At 64.3% G+C, this 15,072-nt stretch carries 11 protein-coding genes and 2 pseudogenes; 11 read left to right on the plus strand and 2 right to left on the minus strand.

The window, feature by feature from the left end; genetic code table 11:
* Positions 1 to 143 precede the first annotated feature (143 nt).
* The 11 genes and pseudogenes from UNPF46_RS04810 to UNPF46_RS04860 all read left to right on the plus strand — a co-directional run.
* On the plus strand, positions 144 to 1,100 hold the full coding sequence (locus tag UNPF46_RS04810; protein ID WP_142249233.1) for an N-carbamoyl-D-amino-acid hydrolase: 957 nt from the start codon (positions 144 to 146) through the stop codon (positions 1,098 to 1,100).
* A gap of 37 nt (positions 1,101 to 1,137) precedes the next feature.
* The gene (locus UNPF46_RS04815; protein ID WP_142249234.1) at positions 1,138 to 1,965 is read left to right on the plus strand and encodes an ABC transporter substrate-binding protein; all 828 of its coding nucleotides are present in this window, start codon (positions 1,138 to 1,140) and stop codon (positions 1,963 to 1,965) included.
* Positions 1,962 to 2,819, plus strand: coding sequence for an amino acid ABC transporter permease (locus tag UNPF46_RS04820; protein WP_181769786.1), 858 nt, complete (start codon positions 1,962 to 1,964; stop codon positions 2,817 to 2,819). The genes UNPF46_RS04815 and UNPF46_RS04820 overlap by 4 nt, the downstream gene beginning before the upstream one ends.
* On the plus strand, positions 2,816 to 3,580 hold the full coding sequence (locus UNPF46_RS04825; RefSeq protein ID WP_100176022.1) for an amino acid ABC transporter ATP-binding protein: 765 nt from the start codon (positions 2,816 to 2,818) through the stop codon (positions 3,578 to 3,580). Before UNPF46_RS04820 ends, UNPF46_RS04825 begins: the two co-directional genes overlap by 4 nt.
* A 15-nt stretch (positions 3,581 to 3,595) precedes the next feature.
* Positions 3,596 to 4,414, plus strand: coding sequence for an ABC transporter substrate-binding protein (locus UNPF46_RS04830; protein ID WP_100176021.1), 819 nt, complete (start codon positions 3,596 to 3,598; stop codon positions 4,412 to 4,414).
* Positions 4,401 to 5,285, plus strand: a complete 885-nt coding sequence (locus UNPF46_RS04835) for a polysaccharide deacetylase family protein (protein ID WP_100176020.1) — start codon at positions 4,401 to 4,403, stop codon at positions 5,283 to 5,285. Before UNPF46_RS04830 ends, UNPF46_RS04835 begins: the two co-directional genes overlap by 14 nt.
* A 64-nt stretch (positions 5,286 to 5,349) precedes the next feature.
* On the plus strand, positions 5,350 to 6,012 hold the full coding sequence (locus UNPF46_RS04840; protein WP_142249236.1) for an aspartate/glutamate racemase family protein: 663 nt from the start codon (positions 5,350 to 5,352) through the stop codon (positions 6,010 to 6,012).
* Positions 6,013 to 6,022: 10 nt separating this feature from the next.
* Positions 6,023 to 7,342 (plus strand): dihydroorotase, encoded by a 1,320-nt coding sequence (locus UNPF46_RS04845; RefSeq protein WP_142249258.1) that lies wholly within the window; start codon positions 6,023 to 6,025, stop codon positions 7,340 to 7,342.
* A 13-nt stretch (positions 7,343 to 7,355) separates the two neighbouring features.
* Complete coding sequence (locus tag UNPF46_RS04850) at positions 7,356 to 8,939, plus strand: ABC transporter substrate-binding protein (RefSeq protein WP_142249237.1); 1,584 nt, start codon at positions 7,356 to 7,358, stop codon at positions 8,937 to 8,939.
* Complete coding sequence (locus UNPF46_RS04855) at positions 8,936 to 10,309, plus strand: amidohydrolase family protein (protein WP_142249238.1); 1,374 nt, start codon at positions 8,936 to 8,938, stop codon at positions 10,307 to 10,309. The genes UNPF46_RS04850 and UNPF46_RS04855 overlap by 4 nt, the downstream gene beginning before the upstream one ends.
* Before the next feature lie 64 nt (positions 10,310 to 10,373).
* A pseudogene (locus UNPF46_RS04860) lies at positions 10,374 to 10,658 on the plus strand (FdhF/YdeP family oxidoreductase); the annotation flags it as partial.
* Between the two features lie 8 nt (positions 10,659 to 10,666).
* On the opposite strand, the pseudogene UNPF46_RS04865 reads toward UNPF46_RS04860, so the two are convergent.
* Together UNPF46_RS04865 and UNPF46_RS04870 are read right to left on the minus strand one after the other, a co-directional pair.
* Positions 10,667 to 13,809, minus strand: a pseudogene (locus UNPF46_RS04865) (efflux RND transporter permease subunit).
* Entirely contained in the window at positions 13,806 to 14,981 is a 1,176-nt protein-coding gene (locus UNPF46_RS04870) for an efflux RND transporter periplasmic adaptor subunit (protein ID WP_246668598.1), read from the minus strand. The pseudogene UNPF46_RS04865 and the gene UNPF46_RS04870 overlap by 4 nt, the downstream one beginning before the upstream one ends.
* Between the last annotated feature and the right edge of the window lie 91 nt (positions 14,982 to 15,072).

Genomic DNA, 15,072 nt, shown 5'->3' on the forward strand with positions numbered 1-15,072 from the left:
CAATTATACTGTAGGCCAAAAAATCATAGCACGAATGATTGCTTTTGCTGCTTGGTTTCCGCGTAATGGCGATGGATTTGCTCGCTGGATCAAAGAGTTCCTTCGCCTATTGAGGCAGCAGCGCGCACAGATTGGAGGCAATCTTGGTTCGTGTCCTTCGCGCCGCCGCCGCCCAGATGGGGCCGACGCAAAGAGCCGATACGCGCGCGCATACGCTGTCCCGGATGCTGGCGTTGCTGGAGGAGGCCGCCGGTCGGGGCGCGAACCTCGTGGTGTTTCCCGAACTCGCCTTCACGACCTTCTTTCCGCGCTGGTTGCTCGAAGGCGCCGCGCTCGACGCGTATTTCGAGCGCGGCATGCCCAACCCGGCCGTCGCAGCGCTGTTCGATCGTGCCCGCGCGCTACGGGTTGGCTTCTATGTCGGCTATGCCGAGCAGACCGCAGATGGCCGGCGCTACAATTGCGCGATCCTGGTCGATCGCGCCGGCGAGATTCTCGGTCGCTATCGCAAGGTGCACCTGCCGGGTTCGGTCGAGCCGCGGCCGGGCGCGCGCTACCAGCAGCTTGAGAAGCGCTACTTCGAATATGGCGACCTCGGCTTTCCCGCGTTTCGCGCCGGCTCGGCCTGGGGTAATGCGATCATGGGCATGATGATCTGCAACGATCGCCGCTGGCCGGAAGCCTGGCGCGTGCTCGGCCTTCAGGGCGTCGAGCTCGTCTGCATCGGCTACAATTCCGCGGCCTATGATCCCAATGGCGGTAGCACGGAAGATGCGTCCTTGCGTACCTTCCATTCGACGCTGGTCACCCAAGCCAACGCCTACATGAATGCGACCTGGGCGATCTCGGTAGCCAAGGCGGGCGAGGAGGACGGCTCCGGGCTGATCGGAGGTTCCTGCATCGTCGACCCGAACGGTCGCATCGTGGCGCAAGCTGCGAGCCTGGCGGACGAGGTGATCGTCGCCGACATCGATCTCGATCTCTGCCGCCAGGGCAAGGACAAGATGTTCAACTTCGCCGCTCACCGGCGGCCGGAGCAATACAGAGTGATCACGGAGCGTGCCGGCGTCATCGAGCCGGCCGTTCTCGATGCGGATTGATTTGAAACGCCGGTCACGGTGCGGGCAGGGAGTTGACATGACACGCCTCTCGATGTTCTCCGGTTTCGCGGCGCTTCTCGCCATCGGTTCGGCACAGGCGGCCGAGCTGCCGGCAGAGATCAAGCAGGCCGGCACGTTGCGGCTCACGGTCAACTCGACTTACGCGCCGATGGAGTATCGCGATCCCGCGACCAACGAGCTCGTGGGGCTCGACATCGATCTCGCGGGCGAGCTCGCCAAGCGGCTCGGGGGTCTCAAGATCGTCTGGAGCGAGACGCCTTTCGCCGAGCTGATCCCCTCGCTCCAGACCAAGCGAGCCGATTTCATCATCTCGGGCATTTCCGACCGCAGCTCGCGGCGCGAGACGGCCGACTTCATCGATTACCTGACCACAGGGCCGCAGTTCTTCGTCATGGCCGGGAGCGAGGCGAAGGCTGCCACCGATCTCTGCGGCAAGAAGGTCGGCACGACGCGCAGCACCAGCTTCCCCGTCGAGATCGACAAGTGGAGCAAGCAGAACTGCGAGGCGGTCGGCAATCCTGCGATCCAATACGTTCCCGGCGAGAACTCGATCGACGTGCGCAACCAGCTCAAGCAAGGACGGATCGACGCCGCGGTGCAGGGCAGCGAGACCTTGCCCTATGCGCAATCGCAGGAGGCCGGCAAATACCGTATCGTCGGCGAGCCCTTCGCGAAAGGCTATCAGGGCATCATGTTTCGCAAGGATGACGCGGCCTTGCGCGAGGCAGTAGCGGAGAAGCTCAAGGCCATGATCGCCGATGGCTCGTACAAGGCCATCCTCGACAAATGGGGCTTGGGTTCGAACGCGGTCGCCGAGCCCCTGATGAACGCGGCGCCGCAATGAAGGCGGCACCCGCACTCGCGGAAGGATTTCCCGATCTCTCCGGGATGCATGTCGCGCGTGAGCCGCACTGGTTCCGCTGGTTCAGCGCGGCTCTGATCGTTCTGGTGCTCGCCGCCGTCGCGCGCGCCTTCGCCAACGGCCAGATCGAATGGTCCTATGTCAGCCGCTTCCTGACCGCCAAGGTCATCCTGGAAGGCATCGTCAACACCATGGTCATGGCGGTGCTCGCCATGGCGCTCGGCATTTTCCTCGGGGTCGTGGTCGCGATCATGCGGTTGTCGCCTAATCCGGTGCTGAAATCGGTCGCTACGGGCTATACTTGGCTGTTCCGCGGCACGCCGCTGATCCTGCAATTGCTGTTGTGGTTTAACCTTGCACTGGTGTTTCCGACGATCGGCATTCCCGGCTTGTGGTCGGCGCGCGCCGTCGACGTCATGACGCCATTCCTCTCGGCGCTGCTCGGCCTCGGCATCAATCAGGGCGCCTACACATCCGAAGTCATGCGCGCAGGCATGCTGTCGGTCGACATTGGACAATATGAGGCCGCGCAGGCGATCGGCATGGGGCGGCTGCGTGCGCTGCGCCGGATCATCCTGCCGCAGGCGATGCGGGTGGTGATCCCGCCGATCGGCAACGAATTCATCGGCCTGGTCAAAGCCACCTCGCTCGCCAGCGTCATCCAGTATCCGGAGGTGCTGCACAACGCCGAGAACATCTATTACGCCAATTCGCGCGTGATCGAGCTCCTGATCGTCGCCGGTCTCTGGTACCTTCTCGTGGTGTCGATCCTGACGCCGCTCCAGATGCTGCTCGAGCGACGCTTTGCCCGCGGTACGCTGCAGTTCGCCCGATGACAAAACCCCTCGTCGCGATCCGATCCGTCAGCAAGGCCTTCGGGGAGTTTCAGGCTCTCAAGGGTGTTTCGCTGGATGTGTGGGCCGGCGAGGTGATGTGCCTGATCGGCGCCTCCGGTTCGGGCAAGACCACGCTGCTTCGCTGCATCAATCAGCTTACCGCGATCGACAGCGGCGGCATTTGGCTCGACGGCGAATTGCTCGGCGTGCGGGAAGAGGGCGGGCGGTTACATCGCCTGACCGAACGGCAGCTCGCGCAGCAGCGGCTGAAGACCGGCATGGTGTTTCAGCGCTTCAACCTGTTCCCGCACAAGACGGCGATCGAGAACATCACCGAAGGCCCGGTGCAGGTGCAGGGCCGCAAGCCGGACGAGGTGCGCGCTGAAGCGATCGAGCTGCTCAGGCGCGTCGGCCTGTCGGCGAAGGCGGAGTCCTATCCGGCGCAGCTTTCCGGCGGCCAGCAGCAGCGCGTGGCGATTGCCCGCGCACTCGCCATGAAGCCGATGCTGATGCTGTTCGACGAGCCGACCAGCGCGCTCGACCCCGAGCTCGTCGGCGAGGTGCTGGCGGTCATGAAGGAGCTCGCGCGGAGCGGCATGACCATGATGGTGGTGACGCATGAGCTCGGCTTCGCGCGGGAAGTCGCCGACCGCGTCGTCTACATGGACCATGGCGCGATCGTCGAGCAGGGGCGGGCGTCGGAAGTTCTCGGCGCGCCGCGCGAGGCGCGCACCAAGGCTTTTCTCTCGGCGGTGATCTGACATGGGGGCGTTTTGATGAAGAGGGTTGCTGTTGTTGTGGCGGTGCTGCTGCTGGCCACGGGTGTATCGGCGGTGGCGGGCGAGCTGCCGGCGGAGATCGTCAAGCGCGGCAGCCTCAAGGTCGCAGTCGTGCCGAACTATCCGCCGATGGAGTTCCGCGATCCCGCCACCAATGCGCTGTCCGGCTTCGACGTCGAACTCGGCGAGGCGCTCGGCCGCAAGCTCGGCGTCAAGATCGAATGGCAGGAGACCAGCTTTGCCGAATTCATGCCGTCGATTTCGACCGGCCGGGTGGATGCGGTGCTGTCGGGCTTCACCGACTATGCGAGCCGGCACGAGACGGCGACTTTCGTCGATTACCTGCGCAGCGGCCCGCGTTTCTTCGTGCAGCAGTCCCGCGCAGCTGAGTTCAAGGACATGGCCGCGCTCTGCGGCAAGAAGGTCGGCGCCAGCCGCCGCACCTCATTTCCGGCGCAGATCGCGGCATGGAGCGAGAAGAATTGCGTCAGCAACCCGATCGTCTTCGTCGGCACCGACGGCTCGGGCGACGCCCGCAACCAGCTCAGGCAGGGCCGCATCGACGCCGCCGTGCAGGGCAACGAGACGTTGCCCTATCTCATGGATCTCGAACCTGGCGTCTACGCGCCAGTCGGCGAGACCATCGCGCAGCAGTTCACCGGGATCGCCCTGCCGGTCAAGGAGAAGACATTGCAAGAGGCGATGGCGCAGGCGGTCGATGCGCTGATTGCGGATGGCACCTATCGTGCTCTGCTTGCAAAATGGAAGTTGACCGACAACGGAATCGAGAAGGCGACCATCAATGCTGGACAGTAAGGCACTCGCGAGCATCCCGCTCGTCCCGGCCAATACGGCGGACCCTGCACCGGATTATCCCTGGCCAAAACCCTATACGTCGGCGATGTTCCTGTCGTTCGACGTGGACGCGGAGAGCGCCTGGACCAGCAAGGACGCGGTCCACGCCCAGCGCCTGATCACCATGAGCTATGGCGGCTATGAAGCGCGCGTCGGCACGCCGAAGCTCTTGGAGCTGCTCGGCCAGCTCGATCTCAAGGCGACGTTCTTCGTTACGGGCTGGTCGGTGGATGCGCACCCGGCAATGGCCGAGTCGATCCTCAAGGCCGGCCACGAGATCGGCCATCATGGCTACCATCATCTCCTGCCCGATCCCGGCGACCCCTGGATCGAGGAAGAGCTCGAGCGCGGTTTCGAGGTGCTGAAGCGCCGGCTCGGCGTCAAGCCGATCGGCTACCGTGCGCCCTATGGCGAGTTCACCGAGGAGTTGCGCAAGGCGCTGGTGCGCCACGGCATCGTCTACACTTCGTCGTTCCGCGACGACGTGCGGCCCTATCGCCATCGTCTCGCCGACGGTAAGCCGGGTACGATCGAGTTGCCGGTCACTGCGAGCTATGACGACTGGATGCATGGTCTCTCCGCGCGCTTCAGCCCGCGCTCGATCTTCCCCAGGGAGCACGTGCTCTCGCTCTGGAAGGACGAACTCGACGAGGTCAGGGACTGGGGAGCGATGGTGACGACGGTGCTGCATCCGCAATGCAGCGGACGTCCCATGCGGCTTCGTCTGTTGCGCGAATTCCTGACCTACTCAAAATCCTGTCCCGATCTCTGGATCACCACCGGCCGCGAGATCGCCGCAAACTTCCAGCGCCACGAGTCGGGCAATCATTGAGTCAAGTCATGTGAGCCAAGTCTTTTGAACCAAGTCTTTTGAGCCAAGTCAGGTGAACCGAGCCATGACATCGTCCTTTCGCCGCATCCTGACCATCAATCCGAACTCCTCGGCGTCGGTCACGGCGGCGATCGATGAAGCGGTGGCACCGTTGCGGATTGTGGGCGGGCCCGAGATCACGGTTGTTGGTCTTGCCGAAGGTCCGCCCGGCATCGCCTCGCAGCGCGATGCCGACAGTGTCGTCATGCCGCTGGTGAACCGCGTCGCGAGGGACGATGCGGATGCGTTCGTGATCGCCTGCTTCAGCGATCCCGGCCTGCATGCGGTGCGCGAAGCCGCCGGCGGACGTCCCGTCATGGGCATCGCCGAGTGGGGCATTCTGCGCGCGCTGACGCTCGGCGAGCGGTTCGGCATCATCGCACTGTCGGCGCAGAGCATCCGCCGCCAGCAGCGCATGGTGCGGCAGATGGGCGTAGAGGCCCGCTATGCCGGAAGCTGGTCGGTGGGCGCGAGCGCCGTGGAAACCGCAAGTGCCGATATCCGTGAGCGCCTTATCGAAGCGGGCCGCGCGCTGGTCGCTCAGCGCGGCGCCGACGTCGTGGTGATGGGTTGCGCCGGCATGGCCTCGCATCGCGCCGCGATCGAGCAGGCGATCGGCGTGCCCGTGGTCGAGCCGTCGCAGCAGGCCGTCGCCGCAGCCATCGGCGCGGTCCTGTTGAGACAATGAAAGGCAAATGATGCATTTTGATCTCCTGATCCGGAACGGCACCTGCGTCACGCCCTGGGGCGAGGAGGCAGCCCATGTCGGCATCACCGGCGGCCTGATCACGACGCTGTCGGCGACATCGGCCGACACTGCCGATCATGTGATCGATGCCAGCGGACTTCACGTGCTGCCCGGACTGATCGACAGCCATGTCCATCTGCGCGATCCCGGCGATGCCAAGGTGGAGACGCTCGGCACGGGCACTCGCGCCGCGGTGCTCGGCGGCATCGCCACCCTATTCGACATGCCCAACACCAATCCGCCCATCGTCGATCAGGAGCGGCTCGACTGGAAGCGCGGCTACGCCGAGCAGCAGAGCTGGTGCGACATCGGCCTGTACATTGCCGGCGCCAAGACCAATATCGGCGAGCTTGCCCATCTCGAAAGCGAGGCGGGAGTCTGCGCCATCAAGGTGTTCGCCGGCTCCTCGACCGCGTCACTGCTCGTGGAAGACGACGAGCACCTCGAAAAGCTCATGCGCGCTGGCCGCCGCCGCATCGCCTTCCACAGCGAGGACGAATACCGTCTCCAGGCGCGCAAGCCCATGTTTTCGCGCGGCATGCCGCATCGCTCGCATATGGAGTGGCGCGACGAAGAATGCGCCTTCCTCGGCACCCGCCGCCTGATGGCGTTGGCGCGCAAGACCGGCCGCCCCGCGCATATTCTCCACGTCTCGACCGCGGAGGAGCTGGGTTATCTGCGCGACCACCGCGACGTCGCGACGGTCGAGGTGCTGGTCAATCACCTCACGCAGGTCGCCCCAGACTGCTACGACACACTCAAGGGCTTTGGCGTGATGAACCCGCCGATCCGGGGCGAGCGGCATCGCGAGGCGAGCTGGGCCGCGCTGCGCGACGGCGTCGTCGACACGATCGGCAGCGATCATGCGCCGCATTCGCGTGCCGCTAAGGAACTGCCGTGGCCGGATTGCCCGGCTGGGCTGACCGGCGTGCAGACGCTGGTTCCCGTGATGCTCGACCACGTCAATGCCGGACGGCTGTCTCTGTCACGGCTCGTCGATCTCATGGCGGCCGGTCCTGCCCGGGTCTACGGCCTCGTCGGCAAGGGGCGGCTCGCGGCCGGCTATGACGCCGACTTCACGCTGGTCGACATGAAGGCAAAGCGCACCATCGAAGAGTCCTGGATCGTTTCGCCCTGCGGCTGGACGCCGTTCGCCGGCAAGCCGATCACCGGCTGGCCGCTCGCCACCATCGTGCGCGGCCACACCGTCATGCGTGACGACGAGGTGCTGGGCGCGCCGATCGGCCGCCTCGCCCGCTTCGCGTCCTAGGAGTCTTGTTTCGATGCCCTTGTCCCGTCGTTCGCTGCTCAAGGCCGCGGCCGCCGTGCCGGCGCTGTCGCTGCCGGGGATTGTGCGCGCTGAAGCGCAGACCACGCTGCGCTTCATTCCGGTGATCGATCTCGCCTTCGTCGATCCGATCTACTCCACCGCACAGGTGTCTCGAAACCATGGTTTCATGGTCTACGACACGCTCTATGGCATGGGCTCATCGCTCGAAGTTTCGCCGCAAATGCTGTCCGGCCATGTCGTCTCCGGCGACGGCCGCCAATGGGATCTCACCCTGCGCGATGGGTTGTTCTGGCACGACGGCGAAAAGGTGCTGGCGCGCGATTGCGTCGCGAGCATCCGCCGCTGGGCGGTGCGCGACGGCTTTGGCGGCGAGCTCATGGAGGCGACCGACGAGCTCTCGGCGGCGGACGACCGCACCATCCGCTTCCGCCTCAAGCGGCCGTTTCCGCTCCTGCCGCAGGCACTCGGCAAGGCCGCCATCAACGCCTGCTTCATGATGCCGGAGCGGCTGGCGAGCCAGGATCCGTTCAAGCCATTGACCGAAGTGATCGGCAGCGGTCCGTTCCGCTACCTCGCCGACGAGCGCGTGCAGGGCGCGCGCAACGCCTATGCGAAGTTCGACCGCTATCAGCCGCGCAGCGACGGCAAGCCGGACTGGACCGCGGGTCCCAAGATCGTTCACTACGACCGCGTGGTGTGGACGACCACGCCCGACGCCGGCACCGGCGTCGCCGCGCTGCAGACCGGCGAGCAGGACTGGCAGGAAACCACGCCGCATGATCTGTTGCCGGTGTTGCGCGCGGCCGAGGATATCGAGACGCGGATCCTCGATCCCAGAGGCTACACTTGCATGCTGCGCCTCAATCATCTGCAGCCGCCGTTCGACAATCCCGCCGTCCGCCGCGCGCTCTTGGGCGCGATCGATCAGTCGAACTTCATGACGGCTGTCGCGGGCAGCGATCCCGCCCATCAGTATTCGCCGATCGGTTTCTTCGCGCCGGATACGCCGATGGCGAGTGACGTCGGGCTCGATGTCTTCCGCGGGCTGCGCGACTACGCCAAGGTCAGGGCGGACCTGGCGGCCGCCGGCTACAAGGGCGAGAAGATCGTGCTGCTCGTCCCGACCAATTCGCTGGCGCAAAAGCCGCTCGGCGAGATCGCGGTCGACAGCTTGCGAAAGGCCGGCATGAACGTCGAATATGCCGGCCTCGATTTCGCCGTGGTACTGCAACGGCAGCTCAAGAAGGATCCGATCGGGCAGGGCGGCTGGAGCGCGGCGGTCGCCAACTGGCAGGGCATCGACTGGCTCAATCCGGCAGGCAATACCAATCTGCGCGGCGAGGGCAAGGTGGCCGGCTGGTACAAGAGCGACAAGATGGGCGCGCTGCGCAGCCAATGGCTGGCGGCCTCCGACCTCGCCGAGCAGCAGCGTATCTGCCGCGAGATCCAGGCGCTGGCCTTCGAGGAGATTCCGTATATTCCGATCGGCCAGTACAAGCAGCCGACCGCCTATCGCAAGAGCATCACCGGCATTCTCGACGGCACCGCCGTCTTCTGGAACGTACGCCCCGCATGAGCACGATCGCGATCTTCGGCAGCTATGTGCTGTCACGCAAGGACGGCGCGCAGGATGTCCTGCGCGACCATTGGGTGTTGATCGAGGACAGGAAGATCGCTGCGGTTACGCGCGACCGACCCGCCGCGGAGCAGGTTTATGACAAGCCCGGCCGCTTCGTGTTGCCGGGCCTGTTGAACCTGCACAATCACTGCTTCAGCGAGGCGGTAGCGCGCAGCCACACCGAGGACGGCAACGGCCGCCGCAACAATCAGAGCATTGTGTACACGGTGCTCTTGCCGCTCACCAAGCGCGGCGCTGACCTGTTGACGAAGGAGGAGCGGCTTGCGGTGGCGCGGCTTGGCATCCTCCAGCTCCTGAAGGGGGGCGCTACCACGGTGATGGAGCCTTTCCGCAACACGATTCCGGAAATGTTCGACGCGGCGGAGGAGATGGGCATCCGTTTCTACGGGGCGCCCTATCTGTTCTCCACCTCCGACGCCAAGGCCGGCGCGGACGGCTTGGTCCGCTATGCCGGCGACGACGGCGCGGCCGATATGGCGACCTGGGACACGCTCTATCAGCGCTGGAACGGCCGGGGCAACGGCCGCATCGGCCTCGCCATGAGTCCGCATGCTACCGACACCTGTGGCCCGGATCTGCTGCGCGCCTGCGCCGCACGGGCGCGCGAGCTTGGCGTTCCCGTCACGACGCATCTGGCGCAGAGCCGCGCCGAGGTCGAGACCATCGGCAAGCGCTACGGCGACCGCACGCCGGCGCAATATCTCGACTGGCTTGGTCTCCTGGCTCCGGATTTGCTAGCGGCGCACTGCATCGCCTCGACCGACGACGATCTGAAATTGATGGCGGCGCGCGGCGCCACCGTGCTGAACTGCCCGCGCGTCTTTGCGCGTGCCGGCGTCACGGCCGCGTTCAGCCGCTTTGCCGAGCATGGCGTGTGCACCGTCGTCGGTACCGACGGCTACAACATGGATTTGCTCGGCGAGCTTAACGCCGCCTCGCTGATCTCCAAGATCGTGTCGCAGCGGCCCGAAGTGGCGAACTCCCCCGAATTGATCGAGTCGGTCACGGCGACCGCGGCCGCCGTCATCAACCGACCGGACCTTGGCACGATCGCGCCCGGCGCGACCGCCGATCTCACCATTGTCGACCTCACTCATCCCCATCTGCAGCCGCTCTATGATCCAAGGCGCGCGCTGGTCGCGCTCGCCAACCGCGCCAACATCGATCAGGTCATCGTCGACGGGCGCGTGCTGATCGACGCGGGCCATTATGTTCACGGCGACGAGGCCGCGATCGCGGCGGCCGGCTCGGCTGCGATCGGCAAGATCTGGGATCTGCCGGAGGCGCAGGCGGCCTTCAACGGTTGAGGACGAGTGTCGGCCTGCCGCAATCGATCGGCGTCGGCAAGGGCACCGTGCTGCTGGAGGATTCTCGACCAAATTGAACCGCAGCCACCTCATCCACGGCAAGAACGTATTGATCCTGCCTTGCCTTGGCCGCACCGAGATCGATATCCCAGCTGGCGGCCCGGAGTCGATTACAGTGGAAGATTCGATGTCAATGATGCACGCTTCGGGCGGCCGCAACAAACCGGCCTCCGAGCATTTGCAAAGCGAGGTTGCGATCATCGCCGGCGTCGCCAAGGCCACGCTCGGTGACCGCACGGGCGTCGAATGGGACGCCTTTGTCGGGAACTACGACCTTTTCCGCGACGCGCCACCTTGTCAAGCAGACTCATGATTCAACCGCGGGTCGTGTTCGGCCGATGGCTGAGGGGGACGCCCCGGCGCTGGGGACTTTGCTCTTGAGAACCACGCGCCGAGCTGGTCGAGATAGAGATAGACCACGGGCGTCGTGTAGAGCGTCAGGACCTGCGACAGCATGAGGCCGCCGACGATGGTATAGCCGAGTGGCTGGCGCAGCTCCGATCCGGCGCCGGTGCCGATCATCAACGGTACGCCGCCGAGCAGGGCAGCCATCGTCGTCATGAGGATCGGCCGGAAGCGCAGCGTGCAGGCCTGGTAGATTGCATCCGCAGGGCTCAGGCCACGTTGTCGTTGCACTTCGAGCGCGAAATCCACCAGCATGATGCCGTTCTTCTTGACGATGCCAATCAGGAGGATGATGCCGATGATGGCGATCACGCTGAGGTCCATATGCGCGGCCATCAGAAGCAATAGCGCGCCGATGCCGGCCGACGGCAGGGTCGACAGAATCGTGATGGGGTGGATCAGGCTCTCATAGAGCACGCCGAGGATGATGTAGATCACGACCAGTGCGAGCCGATCAAGAGCGGCGTCCCCTTCAGCGAAGATTGGAAGGCCTGCGCGTTGCCCTGGAACGAGGTCGCGAGCGACGCCGGCTTGCCGGTGTCCTTTTCCATCTTCTGGATCGCGGCTACCGCATCGCCCAGGGCCACGCGGGGCCTGAGATTGAACGAGATCGTAACGGACGGAAACATGCTCTGGTGGTTGATCAGAATCGGCGCCGGCCTGATCGCAGTGTGGACGAGGTCACTCAAGGGGACCTGCTTGCCGCTCGATGAATTCACGTAGATGTCCTTCAGTGCGTCCGGGCCGTACTGGAAGCGCGGATCGACCTCCAGAATCACGTGATACTGGTTCAACGAGGTGAACATGGTGGAGACGATGCGCTGGCCGTAGGCGTCGTCGAGCGTGTTGTCGATCGTCGAGGGCAGGACGCCGAAGCTCGAAGCGACCTCGCGATCGACTGTGACGTCCAGTTTCGGGCCGGCATTGGCCTGGTCGCTGGCAACATCGGTGACGCCGTCGATCTTGCGGATCCGTTCCAGGAAGATGTTTGCCCAGTGAGTCAGCTCGTTGGAATCGGCGTCCGTCAGCGTGAATTGATACTGTGTCTTCGACAGCCTCGCGCCGATGGTGATGTCCTGCGCCGCCTGCATGTAGAGGGTGATGCCCTGGATACGGGCGAGCTTCGGCTTGAGCCGATTGATGATCTCGTCCGCGCTCGCCTTTCGTTCCGGTTTGGGTTTCAGGATGACGAAGACACGCCCCTGGTTGAGGGTCGCCGTTGGGCCACCCGGGCCGATATAGCTCGCTACGGACTGGATCGCTGCATCCTGCAGCAGCACATTGACCAGCGCTTGCTGGCGCTCGGACATCGCCGGGAACGAGATGTCCTGCGAGGCCTCGGTGATGCCCACGATCTGGCCGGTGTCCTGCTGCGGGAAAAATCCCTTCGGGATGATCACGTAGAGGTAGCCGGTCAGTGCGATGGTGCCGAGCATCACCATCAGCGTGGCGGAGCGGTGACGCAGCACGATCCGCAGGCCACGTGCATACAGCGCGAGCAGGGCGTCGAAGCCGCGTTCGAACGCGAGATAGATCCGGTTGTGCTTCTTGCGCGATTCGTCCTTGAGCAGGCGCGCGCACATCATCGGGGTCAATGTCAGTGATATCACCAGCGACAGCAGCAGCGAGGCCGTGATGGTGATGGCAAACTCCTGGAATAGTTTTCCGACGTAACCGCCCATCAGGAACAGCGGAATGAATACCGCGATCAGAGACAGCGTGATGGAAACGATGGTGAAGCCGATCTCCTCCGAGCCCTTCAGCGCTGCTTGCATCGGCGTCATGCCCTCCTCGAGGTGACGCACGATATTCTCGATCACCACCACGGCGTCGTCGACCACGAACCCGACCGCGATCGAAAGCGCCATCAAAGACAGGTTATCGAGGCTGTAGCCGAGCGCATAGAGCACTGCGAATGTGCCGACTAGCGACAATGGGACGGTGACCGCTGGAATGATCGTGGCCCAGAAGTTGCGCAAGAGAACGAAGATCACCATCACCACCAGCGCTACCGTCAGCATCAGCGTGAACCGGACGTCCGCGACGGAAGCGCGGATGGTTTGGGTGCGGTCGGCGGCGATTGCCACCTTGACTGCCGGCGGCACGGAAGCCTGCAGCGTCGGCAGCAATGCTTTGATGCGGTCAACGGTCTCGATGACATTGGCGCCGGGCACCCGCTGCACCGCCAGGATGATCGCGGGCTGCCTGTCATACCAGCCCGCCAATAGGTCGTTTTCGGGCGCGTCGATGGCATAGCCGATATCGCGAATGCGCACCGGCGAGCCATTGCGGTAAGCGATGACGAGATCTTCATAGGCCGACGGCTTGAGCAGCTGGTCGTTGGTGTTGAGCGTGTAGGTGACACGCGGGCTGTTGAGCGTGCCCTTGGGCTGATCAACATTGGCCGCAGAGATCACGCTGCGGACGTCCTCTAGGCTGATGCCGCGTGCGGCCAGCGCCTGCGGGTTGACCCGGATGCGGATGGCAGGCTTTTGCTGCCCACCGATTCCGACGAGACCCACGCCCGGAATCTGCGAAATCTTCGGCAGCAGTATGTTTTCGGCGTAGGCATCGACCGTCGTCAGCGGCAGCGAGTCCGAAGACAGTGCGATCAGCATGATCGGCGTCTCAGCTGGATTCACTTTCCTGATCGTCGGCGGGTAGGGGATGTTCGGCGGAAGAAAGGGGCTTGCGGCATTGATCGCCGCGAGCACGTCGGTGGCCGCGCTGTCGACGGTGCGCGACAACTCGAACTGCACCGTGAGTTGCGCTACGCCGAGCGCGCTGGAGGAGGTGAGCTGGGTGATGCCGGGAATCTGGCTCAACTGCTGTTCCAGCGGCGTGGCTATCGAGGACGCGACGGTCTGCGGATCGGCTCCGGGCAATTGAGCTGAGATCTGGATGGTCGGGTAATTGACGTTCGGCAGCGCTCCGACCGGCAGCAGCGGATAGGTCGCAAGCCCGCACAGCAGCAGCCCTGCCATGAGCAGAGCGGTCGCGATCGGGCGCAGGATGAAGGGTGCGGAGAGGTTCATGGGATGGCGTCCTGCACCGCGCTTTGCAGGTCGGCTTCCTGCGCGGCCTTGCCATGCAGTTGCTTGACGCGGCTGCCCTCCTTGAGACGGTACTGGCCGTCTATCACGACGACCTCACCCGGTTTGAGGCCTTGATCGACAAGCGCCTGCCCGTCGGTGATCTGGGCGACGTGAATGGTCCGCAATTCAGCAGTCTGGTCCGGCTTCACGACATAGACATACGTGCCGCTCTGGCCCTGCTGCACGGCCGAGCCGGCGATGCTGATGGCGTCCTTGCGCGTCTCCAGCAGAAGACGCGCATTCACCAGCTGTCCCGGCCACAACCGGTGCTGATGATTGGGAAATGTGGCCTTGAGCTGAATAGTGCCCGTGGTACCCGCGATCTCGTTGTCGACGAGCAGCAGGTCGCCTTCATCCAGCTTCATCCCGTTGTCCTGGCTGTAGGCGATGACTTTCATCGGCCCTTTCGCCATCCGGTCCTGGATGGCGGTCAGATCAGCCTGCGGCAACGTGAACAGCAGCGAGATCGGCTCGATCTGGGTGACCACGACGAGGCCGTTCGGATCGGTCGGATGAATCACGTTGCCGATGTCGACTTGCCGGACACCGGTGATGCCGGAAATGGCCGAGGTCAGCCGGGTATAGCTGAGCTGGACATTGGCCTGATCGATCTGGGCCTGGTCCGCCTGGACGGCTGCTTGCAGTTGCGCGACCTGCGCCTTCTGCGTGTCGACCAGTTGCGGCGTCGCATAGCCCTTGTCCCCAAGCTGGGTGTCCCGCGACAGATTGGCTTCGGCATTTGTGAGCTGGGCCTGATCGCGCGCGCGGTTGGCCGTGAACTGCTCGATCTGTGCCTGATAGGGACGGGGATCGATCTCCGCCAGCAGATCGCCGGCCTTGACGGTCTGCCCTTCCTTGAACGTGATCCTGATCAGCTGGCCCTGGATCTGGCTGCGCACAACGTCAGTGTTGTAGGCGGCTACCGTGCCGATGCCGTGCAGATAGATCGGAACATCCTTTCCACTTACGGCACTCGCGACGACCGGCACGGCGGCCTCGGGCACCGGCATTGCAGCCTCGGCCGGAGACAATCGCTTGAGATAGAGGATGGCGCCGCCTGCCAGCGAAGCGACGACGAGGGTGGCAAGCGCGGCGATGGCAAATCGTTTCACTGATATGTTTCCTTTTCGAAGCCTGGCTTCGCCGTACCGGCCGGATCGGTGTTGATTGGTGCACTCGGTCCGGGGCCGGCGCAGCTACGCT

Source organism: Bradyrhizobium sp. UNPF46 (assembly GCF_006658625.1).
GTDB lineage: Bacteria > Pseudomonadota > Alphaproteobacteria > Rhizobiales > Xanthobacteraceae > Bradyrhizobium > Bradyrhizobium nitroreducens.

What these genes read in the sequence shown, in the direction of transcription:
- UNPF46_RS04850 (WP_142249237.1), top strand. Translation starts at nt 7,356, where the DNA reads ATGCCCTTGTCCCGTCGTTCGCTGCTCAAGGCCGCGGCCGCCGTGCCG.
- UNPF46_RS04830 (WP_100176021.1), top strand. Translation starts at nt 3,596, where the DNA reads ATGAAGAGGGTTGCTGTTGTTGTGGCGGTGCTGCTGCTGGCCACGGGT.
- UNPF46_RS04845 (WP_142249258.1), top strand. Translation starts at nt 6,023, where the DNA reads ATGCATTTTGATCTCCTGATCCGGAACGGCACCTGCGTCACGCCCTGG.
- UNPF46_RS04815 (WP_142249234.1), top strand. Translation starts at nt 1,138, where the DNA reads ATGACACGCCTCTCGATGTTCTCCGGTTTCGCGGCGCTTCTCGCCATC.
- UNPF46_RS04820 (WP_181769786.1), top strand. Translation starts at nt 1,962, where the DNA reads ATGAAGGCGGCACCCGCACTCGCGGAAGGATTTCCCGATCTCTCCGGG.
- UNPF46_RS04855 (WP_142249238.1), top strand. Translation starts at nt 8,936, where the DNA reads ATGAGCACGATCGCGATCTTCGGCAGCTATGTGCTGTCACGCAAGGAC.
- UNPF46_RS04835 (WP_100176020.1), top strand. Translation starts at nt 4,401, where the DNA reads ATGCTGGACAGTAAGGCACTCGCGAGCATCCCGCTCGTCCCGGCCAAT.
- UNPF46_RS04840 (WP_142249236.1), top strand. Translation starts at nt 5,350, where the DNA reads ATGACATCGTCCTTTCGCCGCATCCTGACCATCAATCCGAACTCCTCG.
- UNPF46_RS04825 (WP_100176022.1), top strand. Translation starts at nt 2,816, where the DNA reads ATGACAAAACCCCTCGTCGCGATCCGATCCGTCAGCAAGGCCTTCGGG.